Origin of the sequence: Fretibacterium sp. OH1220_COT-178, from assembly GCF_003860125.1 — a bacterium.
Taxonomy (GTDB): Bacteria; Synergistota; Synergistia; order Synergistales; family Aminobacteriaceae; genus CAJPSE01.
In genome coordinates, this window is record NZ_RQYL01000006.1 from 1 (window position 1) to 21809 (window position 21809).

Consider the following 21809-nt stretch of genomic DNA (forward strand, 5'->3'; position numbering starts at 1 on the left):
GCCCTGATCGCCCCCAGCGACTTTCTGCGTGTCACATCGCCGAAGGACCGCCTTCCACGAGGCGTGAGCCTCGTGGGGTGTGTCGGTACGGCAAGCCGTATAAGCAGACCGCCAACGAGCGGGAGCGAGTTGAGCGGGTCGCTTAGTTTTTTTATCAGACCTTCGGTCCGCTTACGTCGCCCCGTGTCTAAGCGACCAACGCAGCTCGTTGCACTCGCTGGTTGTCCGCTTATGCCGCGAGGGCGACGCCTGCGGACGTTTGGTTCCACAACGTGAATCTGTTCCTGGGTTCGGTCCCGTCCGGCGTCGCCGGACGGGACCGAAGCTTTGGGGCCATGCGATGCCTCCCTATTTTCCATGGCTCATTTTGCTTGGCAAGAAAACAAGGAATCTGCTATACTCTTACCGCGATTCTGGTATCGATCGGCTGTGTTTTTATGTGTCAATCCATCGGGAGGCGTTTTTTCGTTCGGTCCGTCCCGTCCCGAGGCACCGCCGATTCAATCAGTACCTTCCTGAAAGTTCCGGATTGGATTCAGAATAGGTTTTTCGAGCGTTGCCGATGGCCTGCCGTCCGTTTTGCGGCTTGGCGGGGCCTTGGGTGCAACGGTGTCACAATATTTATATTTTGAAAGGTGATGAGGGTATGCAGCGGTGGAAAAAGGTATGTGGGGTTTTGTTTGCCTCGGCGGTTCTGCTGACCGCAGGGGCGGGGCTTGCCGGGGCGGAGACCGTCCTGAGGGTGGCTTTGTTGTCGGATATCAGCGGCCTGGACCCGCACAAGATTACGGACGTCTACTCGGGCACGGTGCTGAGGCAGGTCTACAACGCCCTGATCCAGCCGGACGCCAACATGGAGTTCAAGGGGGATCTGGCGGAGTCCTGGGAGAACCCGGACGACCTCACGTGGATCTTCCACCTGCGCAAGGGCGTCCTGTTCCATAACGGCGAGGAGTTCACCGCCGACGACGTCAAGTTCACCTTCGACCGCATGCTGGACCCTGCGACGGCATCCCCCGGGGTGACGCACATCCGGGAGATCGAGAAGGTCGAGGTCGTGGACAGATACACCGTGAAGATCGTGACGAAGACCCCCTTCGCGCCCCTGCTCTCCAGCCTCGGCCGCTACGAGATGTGCATGCTGAACGAGAAGGCCGTCAAGGAGGCGGGGGAGGAGTACAACAAGAAGCCCGTCGGCACGGGGCCGTTCATGCTGGACATCTGGCGCCCCGGCGATCGGGTCGAGGTGAAAAAGTTCGATAAATACTTCGAGGGCGAGCCCAAGGTGGACCGGATCGTCTTCCGGGGCATCCCCGAGGACGCCACGCGGGTCATCGAGCTGGAGTCGGGCGGCGTGGATCTCTGCATCGATTTCCCCGCGCAGGATTTCGACCGCCTTCAGTCCGAGGGCAAGTTCACGGTCTACGAGAAGCCGTCGGTGCCCTCGAACTACTACGCCTTCAACGTGGAGGCCACGCCCTTCCAGGACAAGCGGGTGCGCCAGGCTCTGAACTACGCCGTGGACGTGGACGTCATCATCGACTCGATCTACTTCGGAAAGGCCGTGAAGAGCCGCGGACCGATGTCCGAGCGGGTCTGGGGCTTCGACGAGACGCTTCCCGAGGATCCGTACCCCTATGACGTCGAGAAGGCCAAGGCGCTCCTCGCCGAGGCGGGATATCCCAACGGCTTCAAAATGAAGCTCTATGCCAGCACTCAGACGGCCTCCCGCTCCACGGCGGAGCTGTTCCAGGGATTCTTCGCCGAAGTCGGCATCGAGGCGGAGGTCGTGTCCCTGGAGTGGGGCGCGTATCTGGCCGAGACCCGCAAGGGCGTCGACGGCATGTTCACCCTGGGCTGGAGCGGGACGGGCGACGCCGACGGCGCACTGACGTACCTCTACGATTCCAAGAACATCGGCTCCTCGAACCGCGCCCGCTGGAACGATCCCAAGTTCGACGAATTCCTGGCCGAGGGGCGCCGGACGCTGGACCCCGAGAAGCGCAAGGCGGTCTACAAGGAGGCTCAGCGCTACTTCAACGAGGAGGTCCCCATCGTCCTGATGCTCTCCCGTAAGAATCTGTGTGCGTCGAGCCCGAAGGTCAAGGGGTTCGAGATCTACCCCAACAACGTCTACAGGCTGTTCAACGTATCCCTGGAGAAGTAGGGAGCTCGACGTTCTCGATAGAAAAAGGCGAAAAGGCCCCGAACCTCCTCCCGGTCCCGGTGTCTGGAGCCCGAAAAGGGCTGTGGGATGCCGCGGGGGCGAGGTCGGGGCCCTTCTTTGGAACCCGATTGCCGTTTGCGGCGAGTGAGGGGGAATTGCGGGAAATGGATACGGACAAAACGGAGGAAATGCGTCTCGATCTCTCGTCGGGCGTCTCCTTCGAACGGTACGTCGAGCTCTGGGACGAGGAGTCCGGGCGCATTTTGCTGGAACAGGCCCGGACCCCGAGGGAGTCCGCGGTTTTCGGGGAGGCGGTCGGGAAGTTTGCGGGGTCGATCGTCTTGGCCGTGTTCTCCAAGGTGGGGTGTCCCGATTGCCTGTTTCTGGCGCCGTTTCTGAAGCGCATGGAGGACAGGAACCCGAGAATCCGCGTCGTCTTCTTCAGGAGAGAGGACCATTTGAAACTGGTGCTTGCCGCCACCGGGGTCACGCGTGTTCCCACGGTGCTGCCCTTTACGAACGGCGGAGTGCTCCTGAAGGGGGCCTTCGTCGGGCACCCGAGGCGGGTCGACGAGGATTGGGAGGCCGCCGGGGACGCTTCGTCCAGGAGGGCGGTCACGCAGGCCTATCGATCGGGGGAGGCGTATGGGCCCGATTTGGAGAAGGAGCTTCTGGCCCTGCTGCAAAGCGATAGTCCTTTTGGCCGGGCTGGGGAGGGGGTTCGGAGCGCGTCGTTGGGATTCTCGTCTCAAATTGTGTATCTCCCCTATCCGGACCCCCGACGTGCGGCCGATTTTTACGAACGCCATCTGAAGCTCGAGCTTCTGCAGGCCAGCGAGACCCTGCGCCTTTACCGCGTTTCGGACAGCTCTTTGCTGGGGATCGTCCGGGGGCCTAGGGCCGAATGGGGGCGGAGCGACGCCTCGGTGGAGCATCCGGATTCGGTGGCGGTCACGTTGGTGACCGACGACGCGATCGGCTGGCACGATTCCCTGAGGGCCCAGGGAGTTCCGGTGGGAGATTATGCGTTCATGTATCAGGAGAAAGTCCCCTTTCGGCGTTTTCTGATCAACGATCCGGAGGGGTATACCCTGGAGGTTCGGCAGTTCGTGGATGCGGGACCTTCGTAAACTCGAGCGGGAAAGGAAGGGTTTCGATGCGAATTTTGCGAGGGGCGGTTTGTTTGTGCACGGTCGTTGCCTGGGCGGCGTTCGCGGGGGCGGCGTCCGCGGAGGTGGTGCTGAGGGTGGCGCAGATGTCCGACATCAGCACCCTGGATCCTCACAAAGCGGCGGACGCGTATTCGGCCAACGTCATGAGGCAGGTTTACAACGCGCTGGTGCAGCCGGACCCGAACATGGAGTTCAAGGGCGACCTGGCGGAATCCTGGGAGAATCCGGATGACCTCACCTGGCTCTTCCATCTGCGCAAAGGCGTGCTGTTCCACAACGGCGAGGAGTTCACCGCCGACGACGTGAAATTCACCCTGGAGCGGATGCTGGACCCCAAGACGGCCTCTCCCGGCGTGACCCATATCCGGGAGGTCGACAAGGTCGAGGTTGTGGACAGGTACACCGTCAGGATCGTGACGAAGGCTCCCTATGCGCCTCTGATATCGAACCTGGGCCGCTACGAGATGTGCATGCTGAACGAGAAGGCGGTCCGGGAGGCCGGGGAGGACTACGGCAGGCATCCCGTCGGCACGGGGCCGTTCATGCTGGACGTCTGGCGTCCGGGGGATCGGGTGGAGCTGAAGAAGTTCGACAAGTACTTCGAGGGGATGCCGAAGGTCGATCGAATGGTCTTCCGCGGCATTCCGGAGGAGGCCACCCGGGTCATCGAGCTGGAGTCCGGCGGTGTGGACATCTGCATCGACCTCCCGGCTCAGGATTACGCCCGGATCAAGGCCGAGGGCAGGTTCAAGGTCTACGAGAAGCCGAGCATCACCTCGAACTACTACGCGTTCAACGCGCAGGCGACGCCCTTCCAGGACAAGCGGGTGCGCCAGGCGCTGAACTATGCCGTGGACGTCGATGCGCTGATCGATGCCATCTATTTCGGCATGGCGGTGAAGAGCCGCGGTCCCATGACCGAGCAGATCTGGGGCTTCGACGAGACGCTCCCCGAGGACCCGTATCCCTACGACGTGGAGAAGGCCAAGGCGCTCCTCGTGGAGGCGGGCTACCCCAACGGCTTCAAGACGAAGCTTTATTCCAGCACGCAGAGCCAGTCCCGAGCGACTGCGGAGCAGTTTCAGGCCTTTTTCGCCGAGGTGGGAATCGAGGCGGAGGTCGTGTCCCTGGAGTGGGGCGCGTATCTGGCCGAGACCCGCAAAGGGGTGGACGGCATGTTCACCCTGGGCTGGAGCGGAACGGGCGACGCGGACGGCGCGCTCTCCTACCTTTACGATTCCAAGAACATCGGTTCCTCGAACCGCGCCCATTGGGCCGATTCCAAGTTCGACGAGCTGATGGCCGAGGGGCGCCGGACGCTGGACCCCGAGAAGCGCAAGGCCATATACCGAGAGGCCCAGCGCTACTTCAACGAGGAGGTGCCCATCGTCCTGATGCACTCCCGAAAGCTCCTGTGCGGTTCCAGCCCGAAGGTCAACGGGTTTGAGATCTATCCCAACCAGGTCTACCGCCTGTTCAACGTTTCCATGGAGCCCTAGGGGAAAACCCGGCCACCGGCGATTGGCGTTCCTCCATCCCGTTCGGACCCCGGATCCGAGTACGGTCCGTCCGACAGAGCCGCAGGGGGCGTCGGCCCAACTTCGGGATTTCCCGGGTCCGGCCCCTGCGTTTGATTCCTAAAGGGAGAAGCGAGCACATGCTGCGTTATATTTCGAGGCGAATTTTGTTTCTGATACCGGTGTTGATCGGGGTCTCACTCCTGATCTTCTCGATCATTCACCTTGCCCCCGGCGATCCCGCCGAGACCATGCTGGGGCCGAGCGCGACGGCGCAGGACCTCGAGGAGCTGCGGGCTCAGCTCGGCCTGAACGAACCCCTGACGGTCCAGTACCTGTCCTTTATGGCCCGAGCGGTGCGCGGGGATTTCGGCCGCTCGATCCGCACCAACAACCCCGTGCTGGAGGAGATCGTCGACCGGTTCAAGCCCACGCTCGAACTGGCCTCCTGGAGCATGTTGCTGGCGGTAGCGATGGGCATTCCCCTGGGCATCGCCGCGGCCCTTCGGCAGAACACCTGGATCGACACCCTCTGCAACTTCGTGGCCCTTCTGGGCTTCTCGCTGCCGGGCTTCTGGCTGGGGCTGATGCTGATGCTGACGTTCTCCATCATGCTCCCGGTGCTGCCGTCCTCCGGGTACGGGTCCTGGAAACAGCTCATCATGCCGACGATCGTCTTGGGCACGAACACCATGGCGGTCATCGCGCGCATGACGCGTTCGAGCATGCTGGAGGTCATCCGCCAGGACTACGTCCGGACGGCGAAGGCCAAGGGACTGGCCTGGCGGCTCATCCTGTCGCGCCACATCCTCAGCAACGTGCTGATCCCCGTCGTGACGGTCGCAGGGCTCTACTTCGGCAACATGCTGGGCGGGGTCGTGATCACGGAGACGATCTTCTCGATCCCCGGGGTGGGGCGGCTGATCATCGACGCGATCCGCTTCCACGACTACCCCGTCGTCCAGGGGGGCGTCCTGTTTTTCGCGTTCTGTCTGAGCCTCGTCAACCTCGGGGTCGATCTGATCTACGCCCTGCTGGACCCCAGGATCAAGGCCCAGTACCGGGCGGGCTAGGAGGTGCTGTGAACCATGGGAAACGTTCAAACGGCCTCTCCGGGCCGCGTTCGGGAGAGCCGGCAGAGCCGGCTGGGCGAGCTGTGGCGCCGTCTCCGCAGCAACAAGGGGGCCGTGCTGGGCCTCGTCGTCATCCTTTTGCTGACCTTGATGGCGATCTTCGCGCCCTATCTGGCGCCGTACGATCCCAATAAGATGAACTCCGGCCCGAGGCTGGCCCCGCCCTCCTGGAAACATCCGCTCGGGACCGACAACTTCGGCCGCGACCAGCTCAGCCGGATCATCTATGGAGCGCGGATATCCCTCTACGTCGGTTTCATCGCGGTGGGGATCGGGGCTTTCTTCGGCGGCTTCATAGGGGCCGTCGTGGGCTACTATGGGGGCCGAATCGACAACCTCCTGATGCGGCTGATGGACGTTCTGCTCGCGGTTCCGCAGATCATCCTGGCGATCGCCATCGTCGGGGCGCTGGGGGCCAACCTGCTGAACCTGATGATCGCGGTGGGCGTCAGCCAGATCCCGCGCTATGCGCGCATCGTCCGCGCCTCCGCGCTGTCGGTGCGCGGCCAGGAGTTCGTGGAGGCGGCCCGCGCCATCGGGGCCAGCGACCTCCGAATCATCACGGAGAACATCCTGCCCAACTGCATGGCCCCGATCATCGTTCAGAGCACCCTGGGCGTGGCCGCGGCGATCCTCTCCGCAGCCGCCCTGAGCTTCCTGGGGCTCGGCATACAGCCCCCGACGGCGGAGTGGGGGTCCATGCTCAGTCTGGGGCGGCAGTACATGCGCAACGCGCCGCACCTCACCTTTTTCCCGGGACTGGTCATCGCCATGGTCGTCCTGGCCCTGAATCTCTTCGGGGACGGGCTGCGCGACGCCCTCGACCCCCGGCTGCGCCAGTGAGGAGGGCTTTCGGATGTGCGCTTTGCTGAACGTGAAAGATCTGCGTGTGAAATACCGAACGTTCGAGGGGACCGTGCACGCCGTAAACGGCGTCAGCTTCGAGATCGGCGAGAAGGAAACCCTGGGGTTGGTCGGGGAGAGCGGTGCGGGCAAGACCACGACGGCCCTCTCGCTGATGCGCCTGATCCCGTCCCCTCCCGGCATCGTCGAGAGCGGCGAGATCTTCTTCGACGGACGTGCGCTCCATTCGCTCCCCGAGGAGGACATGAAGCAGGTGCGGGGCAACCAGATCTCCATGATCTTCCAGGACCCCATGACCTCGCTCAACCCCGTGCTCACCGTGGGGCTCCAGATTGCGGAGGTGATCGCGGCCCATCAGCGCGTCGGTGCGGCCGAGGCCATGAAGCGGGCCGAGGCCCTGATGGAGAAGGTCCAGATCCCGGGCGCCCGAAGCCGCGAGTACCCCCACGAGTTCAGCGGGGGGATGCGCCAGCGCATCGGCATCGCCATGGCCCTGGCCTGCAACCCCCGTCTGATCATCGCGGACGAGCCCACGACGGCCCTCGACGTGACCGTGCAGGCGCAGGTCATCGAGCTGATCCGCGAGCTCCGCGACGAGATGTCGACGGCCATGATGCTGATCACCCACGACCTCGGCGTCGTCGGGGAGGTGTGCGATCACGTCGCGGTCATGTACGCGGGGGAGATCGTCGAGAAGGGGGAGCTGGAACAGATCTTCGATCGCCCCAAGCATCCCTACACCCGGGGTCTGTTCCAGTGCATCCCCGACATCGAGGAGGAGAACTCGGTCATTCGGCCCATCCTCGGCCTGATGCCGGACCCGTTCAACCTGCCCTCGGGGTGCCCCTTCCATCCGCGGTGTCCCGAGTGCCTCGAGGTCTGCCGCACGGTCCCGCCGCCCTCTTGCGAACGGGACGGACATTTCGTCCTCTGTCATCTCCATGCCGAAGGGGGGACTCGCGGATGAGCGAGCCGTTGCTGGTCGTACGCGACCTGAAGAAGTATTTCAAGGTGGCGGGGGGGACCGTTCACGCCGTGGACGGGGTGTCCTTCTCGCTGAACGAGGGCGAGACCCTGGGGCTGGTGGGGGAGTCCGGGTGCGGCAAGTCGACGACTGGCCGCGTCATCGTCCGCCTGACCGAGGCGACGTCGGGTTCCGTGGTCTACAAGGGCAAGGATGTGCTGGCGCTTAAAGGCGCGGAGATGACGGCCATGCGCAGGGAGATGCAGATCATCTTCCAGGACCCGTTCTCCTCGCTCGATCCCCGCAAGACGCTGGGGGATACGATCGGAAAGCCGCTCTACATCCACAGGGTCGGGACCCGGGCGGAGCGGGAGCGGCGGGTGGAGGAGCTCATGGATTTCGTCGGCCTGAGCTCCAGGCTCTACAACAAGTACCCTCACGAGCTGGACGGCGGACGGCGCCAGCGCGTCGGCATCGCCAGGGCCCTGGCTCTGAATCCCAGCTTCATCGTGTGCGACGAGCCGGTGTCCGCGCTCGACGTCTCGATTCAGGCCCAGATCCTGAACCTCCTGAGCGAGCTTCAGGAGCGTCTGAGGCTGGCCTATCTTTTCGTGTCCCACGACCTCTCGGTGATCCGGCACCTCAGCGACCGCGTGGCGGTCATGTACCTGGGGAAGATCGTCGAGCTGGCCGCGACCCGCGATCTCTTCGTCAGCACCCTGCACCCCTACTCCCAGGCCCTTCTGTCCGCGGTGCCCATCCCCCGCTTGCGGCGGTCGCGGGAAAGGATTATCCTTACGGGTGGGGTTCCGAGCCCGATCGACCCGCCGTCGGGGTGCCGGTTCCGAACGCGCTGCCGGTACGCCTTCCCGCTCTGTGCGGAACAGGAACCCCCTCTGACGGACCGCGGCGGAGGCCACTTCGTCGCGTGTCACCTGGACGCCTGAGGGTGCGAGACCGGACGCGATTGACCGCAATCCCGTCCCTCTCGAATTGTGTGCCGGGCGGAGGGGGTTCCCTCCCGCCCGGGGATGGTTCGGAGCGCCCCAAGCCCTCTCGGGGCGCTTCCGCCTTTCGTGCGACATTTTTGTTTGAAAAGGGGACATCAGATGAACTTCGATGCGACGCGCTACCGATATCCCTCCTGCCGTACCGTGGTGTTCGGCTCCCGGGGCATGGTCGCCACCGGGCAGCCGCTGGCCGCTCAGGCGGGACTGGATATCCTGAAGAAGGGCGGCAACGCCGTGGATGCGGCCGTCGCGACGGCCGCATGCCTGACCGTCGTGGAGCCCACCGCCAACGGGATAGGGGGGGACTGTTTTGCCCTGGTCTGGGCGGAGGGGCGCCTTCACGGGCTGAACGCGAGCGGCCCCGCGCCGGCGTTGGCGGACGCCGATGCCCTGCGCGAGGCGGGGCACGGAGCGATGCCGAAGTACGGCTGGGTGCCCGTCACGGTCCCGGGGGCCCCCGGCGGGTGGGCGGAATTGGTGGGGCGGTTCGGCAGGCTCCCTCTGGCACAGGTGCTGGCCCCGGCCGTCGCCTGCGCATCGGAGGGGTACGCCGTTTCCCCGGTCGCGGCGCGGATGTGGCGGAATGCCTTCAGAAAATACTCCGATCAGTGCCGCGGCGAGGAGTTTCGGAACTGGTTCGAAACCTTCTGCCCCGAGGGGCGTGCGCCAGAGCCCGGGGAGGTCTGGCGCTCTTTGGACCACGCGCGAACCCTCGCCCAGATCGCGGAGAGCGGGGCGAGGGCCTTTTACGAGGGCGATATCGCCGAACGGATCGACGCCTTCTCGGCGCGGTGCGGCGGCTGGCTTCGGGCCACGGACCTGGCCGCCTATCGGCCCGAGTGGGTCGAGCCCCTGTCCGTGAACTACCGGGGCTACGACGTCTGGGAGATCCCCCCGAACGGGCACGGCATCGCGGCTCTCATGGCCCTGAACCTGCTCAAGGGGTTCGACCTGCCGGCCGACCGCGAGAGGCCGGATGTCTACCACCTCCAGATCGAGGCGATGAAACTGGCCTTTGCGGATGCGCTGGCCTATGTCGCCGACCCTCGCTACATGACCTGCACGGCCGGCGACCTGCTCTCCGAGGGCTATGCGGCCGAGCGGCGCAGGCTGATCGGGGCCGCTGCGCTCGACCCCGTCCCGGGGAGCCCGGCGCGGGGAGGCACGGTCTACCTGGCCGCGGCCGACGGGGAGGGGAACATGGTCTCCATGATCCAGAGCAACTACATGGGCTTCGGTTCGGGGCTGGTGGTCCCGGAGACGGGCATCGCCCTCCACAACCGCGGCAACAACTTCAGCCTGGATCCCCGGTCTCCGAACTGCCTGGCCCCCGGAAAGAAGCCCTATCACACGATCATCCCGGGCTTTTTGTCGAGGGGCGGCCGCCCCGTGGGGCCCTTTGGGGTCATGGGGGGCTTCATGCAGCCTCAGGGACATCTCCAGGTGGTCTCGAACCTGGTCGACTTCGGGATGAATCCGCAGGAGGCCCTGGACGCGCCGCGCTGGCAGTGGACGGAGGGGCTTGGCGTTCAGGTGGAGCGGGGGGTATCCGTCGACGTCGCCAGAGGCCTGGCCGACCGGGGGCACGACATCCGGATGATGTACGACCCGACGCCGTTCGGGCGGGGAGAGATCATCGCGAGGACGGTTCACGGCACCCTGGCCGGGGGGACCGAGCCGCGGACGGACGGATGCGTCGCCGCCTGGTGAGGCCGTTTTTCGAAAGGAGTCCTGTTTTTTCATGCAGCGTCTTTGGTCCATCTTTACGCGCTTTTTCAGGATCGGAGCCTTCACCATCGGGGGCGGGATCGTCATGCTGGGGGTCATCGAGTCCGAGGTGCGCGCCACGGGCGAGTTCACGGACGAGGAGATCGCGGACATGATCGTCCTGGCGACGGCCGTGCCCGGCCCTATCGCGACGAACCTCTCCTTTGTGGCGGGCAAAGCCCTGGCGGGATGGCCGGGGGCGTGCGTCGCCGTTCTCGGAACGTCGCTGGCCCCGTTCCTGAGCATCCTCTTCCTCTCCTCGCTCATCCTGAATCATCTCTCGAACCCCTGGATGATCGCCTTCTTCGCGGGCGCCTCCGCGGGGGTCGTGGTGGTGGTCTGGAACGCCCTGTGGAAGATGATCAAGGCCTCGGTGTTCGTCGGCCTGCCCCAGATAGCGGCCTTCGTCGTGACGGCGGCCCTGCTGATCGTCTGGGACGTCCATCCCTTCCTCGCTCTGGGGGCGGGGGCGCTGGTCTCCATCGCCGGGGGTTGGCTGAAAGCGGGCTCCGGGGCCGGATCGGGGAGCCCGTCATGAGCACCCTGGCGATGCTGGTCGCGGTCTTCGCCAAGGTCGCGATGGGGGCCTTCGGCGGAGGGCTCGCGACGATCCCGTTCATCCACCACGAGCTGGTCGTGGTGCGGCCCTGGCTCACGGAGACGATGTTCGCCCAGACCATCTCCCTGGCCCAGATGACTCCGGGCCCCGTGGCCCTGAACTCCGCGACCTTCGTGGGGTACCGTCTGGCGGGTTTTTGGGGCTCGCTTTGGGCCAGCGTAGCCCTCGTGGGCACACCGGTGCTGGTGATCGCGCTCCTGCTGGGGCTGATCGCCCTGGCCTCGGAGGGGATGCGGAGGCACATCGAGGCCTTTCAGAGGGCACTGCGTCCGGCTGTGGCGGGCCTGCTCCTGGTCGCGTTCTACACGCTGGCCCGTCCGCTGATCCCCCGGGACGTCTCCTCCCTGCGGGCGCTCCTGCCCGGGCTGCTTCCGGCGGGACTGGTTGCGGTCTGCTTCGCCCTGTCCCGGCTGCGCATCTTCAAAGCGTATCCGCAGCTCCTGATCTTGGCCTCGGCCGTGGCGGGGCTGTGTCTGAAGGGGCTCCTGCCCTAGGCCCTCGGACCCCTTCGGGGCGCGTTCGGTCCTTCCGCGTTCCGGTCGGGGTGGGGCGGACTTCTATGCCGACGGCGTTTTTTGTGGGATAATTGGAACGCGTAAGGCTCAATCAATTTTCACTGGAGGTGTTGTTTATGGCGACGAAGGTGGCTATCAACGGATTGGGGCGCATCGGACGCATCGTGTTGCGCTGCTGGCTGGAGCGCAGGTTCAAGGACGTCGAGATCGTTGCGCTGAACGATCTGATCCCGCCGGAGGACATGGCGTATTACGTGAAGTACGACTCCACGCACGGCAAGGCTCCCTTCGAGGTCAAGGCGGATTCGGAAAGCCTGACGCTGGATGGGGTCCGCATCCCGATGTTCGCGGAGAGGGATCCTGCGGCCCTGCCGTGGAAGAAGCTGGGCGTCGACATCGTGATGGAGTGCACGGGGCGCTTCACCAAAAAGCCCGATGCGATGAAGCACGTGGAGGCCGGGGCCAGGCACGTCATCATCAGCGCTCCCGCGGAGGGCGTGGACCGGACGATCGTCCTGGGGGTGAACGAGAAGGACTTCGACCCCAAGGCCGACATCGTCGTCTCCAACGCCTCCTGCACCACGAACTCCCTGGCCGCGGTCACGAAGGTCATGCACGAGACGTTCGGGATCGAGAACCTGCTGGCGACGACCATCCATGCCTACACCTCCACCCAGTTCCTGGTCGACACGCCGCAGAAGGGCGGCGGGCGCAAGGGACGCGCGGCCGCAGTATCGCTGGTTCCGGCCTCCACGGGCGCGGCCAAGGCGATGGTTCCCCTCTTCCCGGACCTCAAGGGCAAGATGGACATGATCGCCGTCCGCGTGCCCACGATCGACGGCTCGCTGACGGACGCCAATTACCTGCTCAAGAAGTCCGTGACCCTCGAGGAGGTCAACGGGACGCTCAAGAAGGCCGCCGAGGGACCGCTGAAGGGCATCGTGGAGTTCTGCGAGGATGAGATCGTCTCCGTCGACATCATCAGCAACCCGCATTCCAGCATCGTGGACGCCCCCTCCACCAAGGTCCTGGAGGGCAAGCTGGTCAAGCTGATGCTCTGGTACGACAACGAGTTCGGCTACTCCAACCGGATGCTCGAACTGGCCGCCTACATGGGCAGCAAGGCTTAGCCCCCTCCGGGAACATCTTTCCTGGAACAATCGAGAGCGGCCCTCGGGGCCGCTCTCACGTTCTGTGGCTTTTCTCCGTCACGCAGAGGCGTCTCGTATGGCGGCCGGCGGGAGGAGCAAAAGGATGGGCAAACGCTTGATGTTTTCCTTGCTTTTTTCGTGTGCCTTACCGCCTCGAGCGTCGCCCGGTCGTCGCCCCTGGCGGCAGATCATGCAAAAGGCCGGAAGGATCGCGCCCTTCCGGCCCCTCTGGGATCCGCGATACGTTCAGTTCCCCGTGCCGCCCCTCAGGGGATTGCGCCACAGAAACTGCTGGCTCGAGGCCGTCGCTCCGCTCAGCGGGATCTCGACCCAGCCCCAGGGAGTGACCAGGACGAAGCGCAGGATGATGCCCTGGCTGGCCAGGGCGTCCACATGCGCGGCGTAGCGCATCGTGTCCTCGAAGATGAAGGTGTCGCTGATGATCCACACGCGCTTGCAATGGCTGCGGTTGAAGAGCGCGGCGTAGTCGATCGCGGTCCTCAGGCCGCTCTCGTAGTCCGGCGGGGTCATGCTGACGACGATGACGTCGGGCCTGCCCTCGGGACGCCGCGTGTTGGGGATCAGGTCGACGTACTGCTCCAGGCTCTCCAGCCGCTCGAAAAGCCGTTCGATGTCCACCTCGCCGTTGTCCTCGAACATCGCCGTGACGGGGTCCATGCCCCGTTCCGCCGGGGCGTTCATCGTGTCGAGCATCCATTTCTGCACGCGGCTCAGAGCCTCGAGGATATACTGCGGATACGCCGTCTCGGATATGGCCGACAACAGGTCCTTTACGGTCAGTTCCTTTTTGGGGTCCTTATTTTCGGGATTCATGACTTACCTCCAGACAACCCGGACTCTATTCGACCTTGGGCTTGACTACGAAGTATAGCACAGCTCGGCTGAGGGGGCCTGCATCAAAATACGTGTCTAGGAAAGAAATCCCTTGGCGGCTATGAGAAGGGTGCCGACCACGGTGGACAGGAGCGTGTGGCGTTCGCTGGTCCACAGGACGCCCGCGGCAAAGGGGCCGGCGATACGCCCGCCCGGCCAGCCTTTGGGGAGAAAGGCCCCCGTCCTTCGCCGGTACGCCCGGTATTCGTCCCCGAACCTCTCGAGCAGAAAGGACTCCTCGTGGGGGACGATGAGCAGCCCGTAGACGACGATGAAGGAACCGAGGAACAGCACGGTGGCCCAGGGACCGGACATCAGTCCCCAGCCCAGTCCGATAAGGCCGTTCCCGAAGTAGAGGGGGTTGCGCATGAAGGCGTAGGGGCCCCAGGTGGCCAGACGCTCGGCGCCGACGGCCTCGCCGCGGTAGCGGCCGATGCAGCCCACGGCCCAGAACCTCCAGGACTGGCCCAGCAGGACGAAGGGCAGCCCCAGCAGGAAGGAACGTACCGTCGGGCGGGCGAGAAGGAGGATGAGGACGAAGAGAAGCGTCCAGATGCCTCCCCGCAGCTTAAAGACTTTTCGGCGAAGCTCCTGCATCGGACCGGTCCCGCTTGATCTCGTCCTTGACGGCCTCCGCCTCGGGCGAAGCCCCCTGATAGAGGTCCTCGGAGACGCCCCACCCCAGCATGCGGACCACGACGACGACCCCCATGAAGATGGAGATGTACTCCGTGAAGAAACGCCAGATGATGGCCATGATCCCCGCCATGTTCCAGGGCATCAGGGTGCCGAAGAGCAGCGCGCCGCCGCTCTCGGCGACGCCGCTGGCGCCGGGGGTGGGAACGAAGTAGAGCACGAACATGAACACGGCCTGGGTCGCCAGGGTCTGGGTATAGCTGTAGGGAAGTCCGACGGAGCTCATCAGGATGGGCAGGACGGTGAAGACCGAGAGCAGGTGCAGGATGGAGAGCGCCACGGCCAGCAGCATCCAGCCCTTTCCGGAGTCGAAAGCCAGTTTGAAGTTCAGGATGTAGTTGTCCACCTCGCGGTCCAGCCACTGAAAGCACCCGATCACGCGGCGGTTGGACTTCACCAGGTTGAGCCTCTTCATCCAGAGGATCGTGATCTTGCCCAGCCGCTTGAGGGCGTTCGGGCGGAGGATGGTGAAGAGGATGAACATCCACGTGCAGCTGATGACGATGAAGACGTAGAAGACGAGCCCCTTGAGAAAGGGGCTGGCCTTCAGGATGGAGGGGTCCAGGAAGAGGGCCGTAGGGACGACGATGCTGAGGATCAGTACGGTCAGCATCGTGCGGATCAGGGTGATGGCGATGCCCTTGCCGATCGGGACGCCCCTTTTGTAGAGGACGTAGACCTGAAAGGGGCCGCCTCCGCTCTGCATGGGGGTGACCGCGCTGCCGAAGTAGTTCAGCCAGGTGAGCACGAGTCCCATGGAGAGGGGAACCCGTTCCTGGGCCGCGTAGGAGAGCGCGCAGAATCGCCCCGCGTCGCAGAGCCAGGAGAAGAATACGACCCCGAGGGCTCCCAGGAGCATGAGCTTGTTCGCCGAGAGCAGGGAGCGCACCGTATCGTGGTCCACGCTTTTGGCGATGATGACGGCGTTGGCCCCGAAGGCCAACAGGACGAAGATGATCAGACCTTTACGCAGGGACAAATTGAACTTCCTCCATAACGACGAGAGCGCGAGTGCTCGTCCTTGTATTTTTCGAAGATGCGGCTTTTCTCAAAAGGCGGTTACTGTGGGGTTGCGCGGCTTTGAGCGAGACGCCCGAGGTTGGCGGCGAGCGCCTCGATGTTCGGGAGCAGTTCCTGGCGCAGGGCCAGGGCCATCTCCGGATACCTTTTTTCGCCCATCAGGCCGATAAGGCGGTTCAGGGCGTTCAGGAGCCCCTCCCGTATCGCGTGCTCCTCCGCTTCGGGGATGAGCTCCGCGGTCAGGGCCGTGCAGCGTTCGTAGATTTTCAGCGTCCAGTCCAGGCCGTCCATGGCCTCCGACAGTTGGGACCGAGCCCTGGACGTCTCGCCCTGCTCGAAATGGCCGGCGATATCCTCGATCCCCCTCCTCAGGCGGGGGATGTATGCCAGGGCCTCCTCGAGGGACTCCCGGACCAGAAGACGAACCGGGGCCAGGGTGAAATGTGCCGCCAATCCGCCCGACAGACCGAGAAACGCCTCCTCGTCCATCTCCACGCCGTCGACGCGAAGCCCCGTGACGACATGGCCGGAACGGGCGGCGTCCGCCTTGACGGCCTCCATGATTTCGAGGGCTGTCGCCGAGGAGGGCAACTCGGGGTGTTCCCGCCCGTCGATCCATACCTTCATCCATGAACCCCCTGTCCCGAGTTTTCGAAAGAGGAATTGGCCTTCCCAAACGGCTCCCCATCCCGCAACGGGATGGGGAGGTCGAGTGCCATACTCTTTTAAGGAACTTTCTTTTTGTATTCTAACACACAAACGGCCGTGCGCAGGGGAACGACCCCTCCCGAAACGGGGAGGCGGCGGAAAACGTTTCGCCTCCCTCCGCCGGGCTCATGTCCGCCGCCGCCGATGCCGATACTAATACGGGTTATAATGGAGTATCGACGGCGGGGCGACGTTTTTCTCCGCCGGAGGACAGGAGGTCTTTGTATGGCGGACATGTCCATATCGGGTATCGCGTCCGGGGTCGACTGGGACGGGATGATGGCGAAGATCCTCGAGAGGGCCAAGAAACCCGCGTACGTGATGTTGGAGAAGCGGGATACGCTCGAGCGCAAGAAGAGCCTGTTCGAGGAGTTCCGGATCGCGCTGCAGAAGTTGAACAGCACCCTGTCCCCGCTCAAGCTTCCGTCGACGTACAAGGCGAAGGGGATAGAGATCGAACGCACCGACAGGAGCGGCTCCCACAAGGGCGTTTTGACGGCTGCGGTCAACGCGGATGCCGCGGTCAACGTCTACGACCTCGAGGTCCTGAAGCTGGCCAAAAGCCAGGTTCAGCGTTCCAATGCCTTCACCGGGAACCTGGGAGGGGCGTTTACCGGCCCCCTGAGCGGGTTGAGCCAGTCGGCCTTCTGGGTCCATATCGGCGGAAGGAAGCTGCGCATCGAGGTGAACGCTGTGGACACGCTGGAGTCCCTGGCCAAGCGCATCAATACGGCCCTCAAGACCCAGCGGCCGCCGATGGGCGTGACGGCGTCCGTGGTGGACAACAAGCTGATCCTGAAGAGCGACGCCACCGGACTGGGCAAGGACACCCGGAAGGTTGCGATGACGCGCTCCTCCGGTGCGTATGACCTGCTGGAGGCTCTCGCCGTCGACCCGTCTGGAGAGGTCGTCATCAAGAGCAAGGACGGCAGCAAGACCTGGAAGCACGGCGTGGACTTCGACATCGTGGCCGGAAACCAGATCCGCTGGCGCGACCACGAGCCGCAGACCGTCCCCGCCGGGGCGACGTACCAGGTAAAGTACAAGGCAGTGAAGGACGACGTCTATAAAAACGACAAGGTCCTGCGCGGAACCGGCGATACGGATGAGGCCGCGCTTCCCTTCGTCCCCGGGGCCCCCGCGAACGTGAAGATCACGAGCGGTTCGGGCGCCAGTACCGTCGCCTACACCCAAAACGTCGATTATGTCCTGGACGGAAAGAACGTGCGGTGGCTGACGTCCAATCGCCCTGCTGCCGGGAGCGATTACACGGTGACGTACACCGTGCCCGACGGAGGCGAGACCTTCACCCTCAACATCGGCCGCGGCGCCGATGACGTGATTGCGGGGTCGGCCTACGCGGACTTCGCCTCAGGCAGGTCCGTCATCCGACAAGGCGGCAAAACCTATGTGCAGGGCGAGGATTTCGACATCGTCAGCGACGGAAGCAGCCCCGCCAAGGCCGTGGTGCGCTGGCGGCCCGAGGCGGCCTGGAGCGCGCCCGCGCCGGGTACAAACTACGATCTGGAACTGACCAAGGCCGACGGGACGGTGCAGGCTTTTAACAACGAAAAACGAGCAAACACAGATAAGGTCACCATGAGCGAGTGGGGGTTCATCACGGCGCACGGTCACATCCTTGATGATGCCACTTATGCTTATGGGGGCAACTCCGTTACGTTCGGGGCCGGGAGCTTTTCGGTCGTGCCTTCCCCATCCCAACCGGGAGCGGATAATTTCACCCTCACCTGGTCCCAGCCCTCGACCCCGCCCGTCCCGCGCGATGTCCCCCGTTACGGCGACGAGTACACGGTGGAGTACACCTCACCGAAGAACACCTTCACCCTGTCGGACGACGGGGCCGGGATCCTGAGCGCCCTGGGGCTGGACCTCAAGGACGCGGAGCACTTCACGGCCGCCGAGGATGCGGAGATGATCCTGGACGGGGAGAAGGTGACGCGCTCGTCCAACAAGATCGGCGCGGACTACGGCAACGAGCTGATCAAGGGGATGGCGATCGAGCTGAAGGGCCCGGGGCGGGTCTCCCTGGACGTGTCCCACGATCTGGAGGCGTCCGTCAAGGCGATCCAGGCCTTTACCGAGAGCTACAACGACGTGATGAAGTGGATCAACGTCAAGTCCACGGAAAAGGCGGTGGACGAGTCCAAGAAGGCCAAACTCCCCTCGGACGACTTCCGCATGAAGTGGGGTCTGCTCTTCGGCAACTCGATGTTGCGCGACGCCAAGGGCCGGATGCGGCGGTCCGTCACTCAGACCTACGTCCACACCTTCAAGCAGCGCAAGAGCAGGGACTCCATCTACGGGACGATGGAGCAGAACGGGCTGAAGGGCACCGATACGCTGCGCATCACGGTGGGAGCCCGCGTCGCCGACATCACGGTCGGGCCGGGGGACACGCTCGAGTCCATCGTGGAGAGGATCAACGACAAATCCAAGGACGGCGAGGCCAGTGCGCTGCACTACGATCCCGACGGCCGGGAGTACCCGACCCCCTTTGTCAAGGCGTCGGTCTCGGACGGCCGGCTGGTGATCGACGCGGGGACGGACCGCCCGGTCCGGGTGGCCGGCAGCGCCGTCCTGAAGGCCGTGGGCATGGACTACACCTATACGGGGCTCTATCAGGTCGGGCTCAAGACCACCGCCACGGACTTCGGAAAGAGCGGCGAGCTCGAGTTCAGCTCGCAGGACTTCATGAAGGCGATGACGCGGAACCCCGAGGAGGCGATGGACGTGATGCTCGCCTTCGCGCAGGACATGCAGACGTTTGCGGACGGGATGCTCCGGAACAGCGCCGCCAACCCCCTGACCGGAGAGGGGGCCGTCAGGGGCTCCGTCGTGCGGGAGATGGACGGCATCGACTTGCAGGTCAAGTCCATCGACAAGTACCTGGCGTCCTTCGAACAGCGCCTCCAACTGAAGAAGGAGACGCTCTTCAAACGCTTCTCCGAGGCGGAGCGCAACCTGGCCAAGCTGATGCAGCAGGCCAGCTGGCTGTCGAATGTCACGGCCCAGCTTCAGGGCGGGGCCGGGAGGGGCGCGCAGCAGTAGCGTTCCGGGGCGCGGCCGCTTGTCCCGATCCGGGCGAGCTTCCGTCAGGGAGCTCGCCCTTCGTCGTATGTCGTGCTCTGCCGTCCGGCGTTCTTCAGGGGAACGTTACGCCCTTCTGTGCTATGATTATGCGCGCCGGAGCGTTTGCGTTTCGGCGCGGAGGTGCGATCTTGACTTCAAACGGAGAGAACGGGGCCGGCGGGAAATGCGCCGGCGGCAAAAAGCATTATTTCGACGAGATCGTCGAGCTGATCGAGCGTCTGAGGGCCCCCGGAGGGTGTCCCTGGGACCGGAAGCAGACCTTGCCGGACCTGCGGACCTGCATCACGGAGGAGGCCTACGAGCTGGCCGAGGCCATCTCGGATCGGGATATGGACAAGGTGCGGGAGGAGTCCGGCGACCTGCTGCTGCAGGTCGTCTTCGTCGCCTCTCTGGCCCGGGAGCACGGGGATTTCGGGATGGAGGACGTCGTGCGGACGATCTGCGACAAGCTGATCCGGCGCCATCCCCACGTGTTCGGGACGACGGAGGCCAGGGACAGCGACGAGGTGCTGAAGAACTGGGAGAGCATCAAACAGGAGGAGCGCCGGGAGCGGAAGGAGGATCTCTCGGTCCTGGCCGGCGTGCCCTCGGGCCTGCCGCCGCTTCTGAAGGCCCACAGGATGCAGGGCAAGGCGGCTCACGTCGGGTTCGACTGGCCCAGGGGCGACTCCGCGCCTCTCTTCGACAAGCTGAACGAGGAGGCCGCCGAGCTGCGGGAGGCCGTGGTGCGCGGGGATGCCGACGCCGTGGAGGACGAGCTGGGGGATCTCCTGTTCATGACCGTTAACCTGGCGCGGCATCTGGACGTCAATCCGGATGCGGCCCTGTCGCGGGCCTGCTCCAAATTCGCGGGGCGCTTCCGTCACGTGGAGGCGCTGGCGGCGGAGCGCGGCGTCCGCCTGGAGAACTGTTCCCTCGAGGAGCTCGACGCTCTCTGGGAGAGCGCCAAGAGCCGGACGAGGGCCATATAGCTATATAATACGGACAGAGGGGGCCTTGGGCCGACGGCCCGGGGCGATCGAGGAGCGACGGAGGATGGAAATGACGGAAAAGAGGGGCGAGGGGGCGCCGCAGGCGGCCCCCGAGGTGGGCAAGACGGGCCGAAGGGCCCGCATCATGGAGACGGCGCTCAGGGACGCGCATCAGTCCCTCATCGCCACGAGGATGAGCACGAAGGACATGATCCCCGTCCTCGAGCAGATGGACGAGGTGGGGTACTGGGCCCTTGAGATGTGGGGCGGCGCGACGTTCGACAGCTGCATGCGCTTCCTGAACGAGGACCCCTGGGAGCGGCTGCGGATCATCCGCTCCCGCATAAAAAACACGAAGCTGCAGATGCTGCTTCGGGGGCAGAACCTCGTGGGCTATCGGCACTACGCGGACGACGCGGTGCGGGAGTTCGTGAAACGCGCCGTGGGCAACGGCATCGACATCATTCGGGTGTTCGACGCCCTGAACGATCTGAGAAACATGGAGGTCGCGGCCGACCAGGTGAAGCGGGAGGGGGCACACCTCCAGTTGTGCATCTCCTACACGCTCTCGCCCGTCCACACCCTGGAGGCCTTCGCCGAGATGGCCCTGAAAATGGCGGGCATGGGGGCGGATTCGATAGCGATCAAGGACATGGCGGGGCTTTTGAACCCCGTGGACTGCGTTCGGCTCGTTCGCGCCATCCGTGCGCGCACGGACCTGCCGATCCAGCTTCACAGCCATTACACCAGCGGGCTGGCCTCCATGACCTACTATGCGGGGCTCGAGGCGGGGGCGGATATCGTCGACACGGCCATCTCCCCCTTTTCGATGGGCACCAGCCAGCCGCCCACGGAATCCCTGGTCGCGGCGCTGGCGGGGGGCGGTCTGGACACGGGGATCTCCCTGGACAAGCTGGTTCCCGTGGAGGAATACTTCAAGACGCTCCGCGACAAATACAAGGACCTGCTTCCGGATATCGGTGGGGTGGACATCAACATCCTGCGCTATCAGATCCCGGGCGGCATGTACTCGAACCTCGTGAACCAGCTGAAGGAGCAGAAAGCCCTGGACAAGCTGGAGGATGTGATGAACGAGATTCCGGTGGTGCGCAAGGCCATGGGGTATCCGCCCCTGGTCACCCCCACCAGCCAGATCGTCGGGACGCAGGCCACGCTGAACGTCCTGACGGGCCAGCGCTGGAAGGTGATCCCCAAGGAGGTCAAGCAGTATTTCCTGGGCTACTACGGGACCGCCCCGGCGCCCCTGGATCCCGAGGTTCAGAAACTGGCGATCGGGGACGAGGAGCCCATCACCTGCCGGCCCGGAGAGAAGATCCCGGCCGAGATGGAGGAGGCCCGGAAGGCCGCGGACGCTTGGGCCCTTCAGCCCGAGGACGCGCTGACGTGGATCATGTTTCCCCAGGTCGCCAAGGACTTCCTGCCGCGGAAGTACGCGCGTCTCACGCATCGCGACGTGGGGTTCGACGATTTTGTGGAGGGGGCGGCCTACCCCGTCTGATACCGGACTAC

Annotated in this window: 18 protein-coding genes; 14 read left to right on the forward strand and 4 right to left on the reverse strand. The window is 64.4% G+C overall.

Translation table 11 applies throughout. From position 1 onward, the window contains the following. Positions 1–646: 646 nt before the first annotated feature. From EII26_RS03915 to gap, 11 genes are all read left to right on the forward strand, one after another. The gene (locus EII26_RS03915) at positions 647–2167 is read left to right on the forward strand and encodes a glutathione ABC transporter substrate-binding protein (protein ID WP_158612146.1); all 1521 of its coding nucleotides are present in this window, start codon (positions 647–649) and stop codon (positions 2165–2167) included. 164 nt (positions 2168–2331) lie between these two features. Beyond that, the gene (locus EII26_RS03920) at positions 2332–3297 is read left to right on the forward strand and encodes a thioredoxin family protein (protein ID WP_124887851.1); all 966 of its coding nucleotides are present in this window, start codon (positions 2332–2334) and stop codon (positions 3295–3297) included. 53 nt (positions 3298–3350) lie between these two features. Continuing rightward, on the forward strand, positions 3351–4838 hold the full coding sequence (locus EII26_RS03925; protein WP_158612147.1) for an ABC transporter substrate-binding protein: 1488 nt from the start codon (positions 3351–3353) through the stop codon (positions 4836–4838). A gap of 158 nt (positions 4839–4996) precedes the next feature. Then, positions 4997–5929, forward strand: a complete 933-nt coding sequence (nikB, locus tag EII26_RS03930) for a nickel ABC transporter permease (RefSeq protein ID WP_124887853.1) — start codon at positions 4997–4999, stop codon at positions 5927–5929. A 15-nt stretch (positions 5930–5944) separates the two neighbouring features. After that, complete coding sequence (locus EII26_RS03935) at positions 5945–6832, forward strand: ABC transporter permease (protein ID WP_124887854.1); 888 nt, start codon at positions 5945–5947, stop codon at positions 6830–6832. Between the two features lie 13 nt (positions 6833–6845). Continuing rightward, positions 6846–7820: an ABC transporter ATP-binding protein gene (locus tag EII26_RS03940; protein WP_124887855.1), complete on the forward strand. Its 975-nt coding sequence runs from the start codon at positions 6846–6848 to the stop codon at positions 7818–7820. Beyond that, positions 7817–8764 carry an ABC transporter ATP-binding protein gene (locus EII26_RS03945; RefSeq protein WP_124887856.1) on the forward strand — a complete coding sequence of 316 codons (948 nt, stop codon included), beginning with the start codon at positions 7817–7819 and terminating at the stop codon, positions 8762–8764. Before EII26_RS03940 ends, EII26_RS03945 begins: the two co-directional genes overlap by 4 nt. A gap of 162 nt (positions 8765–8926) precedes the next feature. Then, positions 8927–10537, forward strand: a complete 1611-nt coding sequence (locus EII26_RS03950; protein ID WP_124887857.1) for a gamma-glutamyltransferase family protein — start codon at positions 8927–8929, stop codon at positions 10535–10537. Positions 10538–10568: 31 nt separating this feature from the next. Continuing rightward, positions 10569–11132, forward strand: a complete 564-nt coding sequence (locus EII26_RS03955) for a chromate transporter (protein ID WP_124887858.1) — start codon at positions 10569–10571, stop codon at positions 11130–11132. After that, positions 11087–11707: a chromate transporter gene (locus EII26_RS03960; RefSeq protein ID WP_148092542.1), complete on the forward strand. Its 621-nt coding sequence runs from the start codon at positions 11087–11089 to the stop codon at positions 11705–11707. Before EII26_RS03955 ends, EII26_RS03960 begins: the two co-directional genes overlap by 46 nt. Before the next feature lie 137 nt (positions 11708–11844). Further along, positions 11845–12858, forward strand: coding sequence for a type I glyceraldehyde-3-phosphate dehydrogenase (gene gap, locus EII26_RS03965; RefSeq protein WP_124887860.1), 1014 nt, complete (start codon positions 11845–11847; stop codon positions 12856–12858). Positions 12859–13125: 267 nt separating this feature from the next. Here the strand turns inward: gap and EII26_RS03970 are convergent, their stop codons facing one another. The 4 genes from EII26_RS03970 to EII26_RS03985 all read right to left on the reverse strand — a co-directional run bounded on the left by EII26_RS03970 (position 13126) and on the right by EII26_RS03985 (position 16116). After that, positions 13126–13713, reverse strand: coding sequence for a hypothetical protein (locus EII26_RS03970; protein WP_124887861.1), 588 nt, complete (start codon positions 13711–13713; stop codon positions 13126–13128). A gap of 96 nt (positions 13714–13809) precedes the next feature. Then, on the reverse strand, positions 13810–14370 hold the full coding sequence (locus EII26_RS03975; RefSeq protein ID WP_124887862.1) for a methyltransferase family protein: 561 nt from the start codon (positions 14368–14370) through the stop codon (positions 13810–13812). Continuing rightward, on the reverse strand, positions 14342–15448 hold the full coding sequence (locus EII26_RS03980) for a lysylphosphatidylglycerol synthase transmembrane domain-containing protein (RefSeq protein ID WP_124887863.1): 1107 nt from the start codon (positions 15446–15448) through the stop codon (positions 14342–14344). The genes EII26_RS03975 and EII26_RS03980 overlap by 29 nt, the downstream gene beginning before the upstream one ends. An 80-nt stretch (positions 15449–15528) precedes the next feature. Continuing rightward, positions 15529–16116: a hypothetical protein gene (locus EII26_RS03985; RefSeq protein WP_124887864.1), complete on the reverse strand. Its 588-nt coding sequence runs from the start codon at positions 16114–16116 to the stop codon at positions 15529–15531. A 306-nt stretch (positions 16117–16422) separates the two neighbouring features. Between EII26_RS03985 and fliD the strand changes: the two genes are divergently transcribed. The 3 genes from fliD (at position 16423) to EII26_RS04000 (ending at position 21798) form a co-directional block, all read left to right on the forward strand. Continuing rightward, complete coding sequence (fliD, locus tag EII26_RS03990; RefSeq protein WP_158612148.1) at positions 16423–19266, forward strand: flagellar filament capping protein FliD; 2844 nt, start codon at positions 16423–16425, stop codon at positions 19264–19266. Between the two features lie 170 nt (positions 19267–19436). Continuing rightward, on the forward strand, positions 19437–20279 hold the full coding sequence (mazG, locus tag EII26_RS03995) for a nucleoside triphosphate pyrophosphohydrolase (RefSeq protein ID WP_233572594.1): 843 nt from the start codon (positions 19437–19439) through the stop codon (positions 20277–20279). Positions 20280–20349: 70 nt separating this feature from the next. Beyond that, the gene (locus tag EII26_RS04000; protein WP_446718750.1) at positions 20350–21798 is read left to right on the forward strand and encodes a pyruvate carboxylase subunit B; all 1449 of its coding nucleotides are present in this window, start codon (positions 20350–20352) and stop codon (positions 21796–21798) included. The last annotated feature ends 11 nt before the right edge of the window (positions 21799–21809 follow it).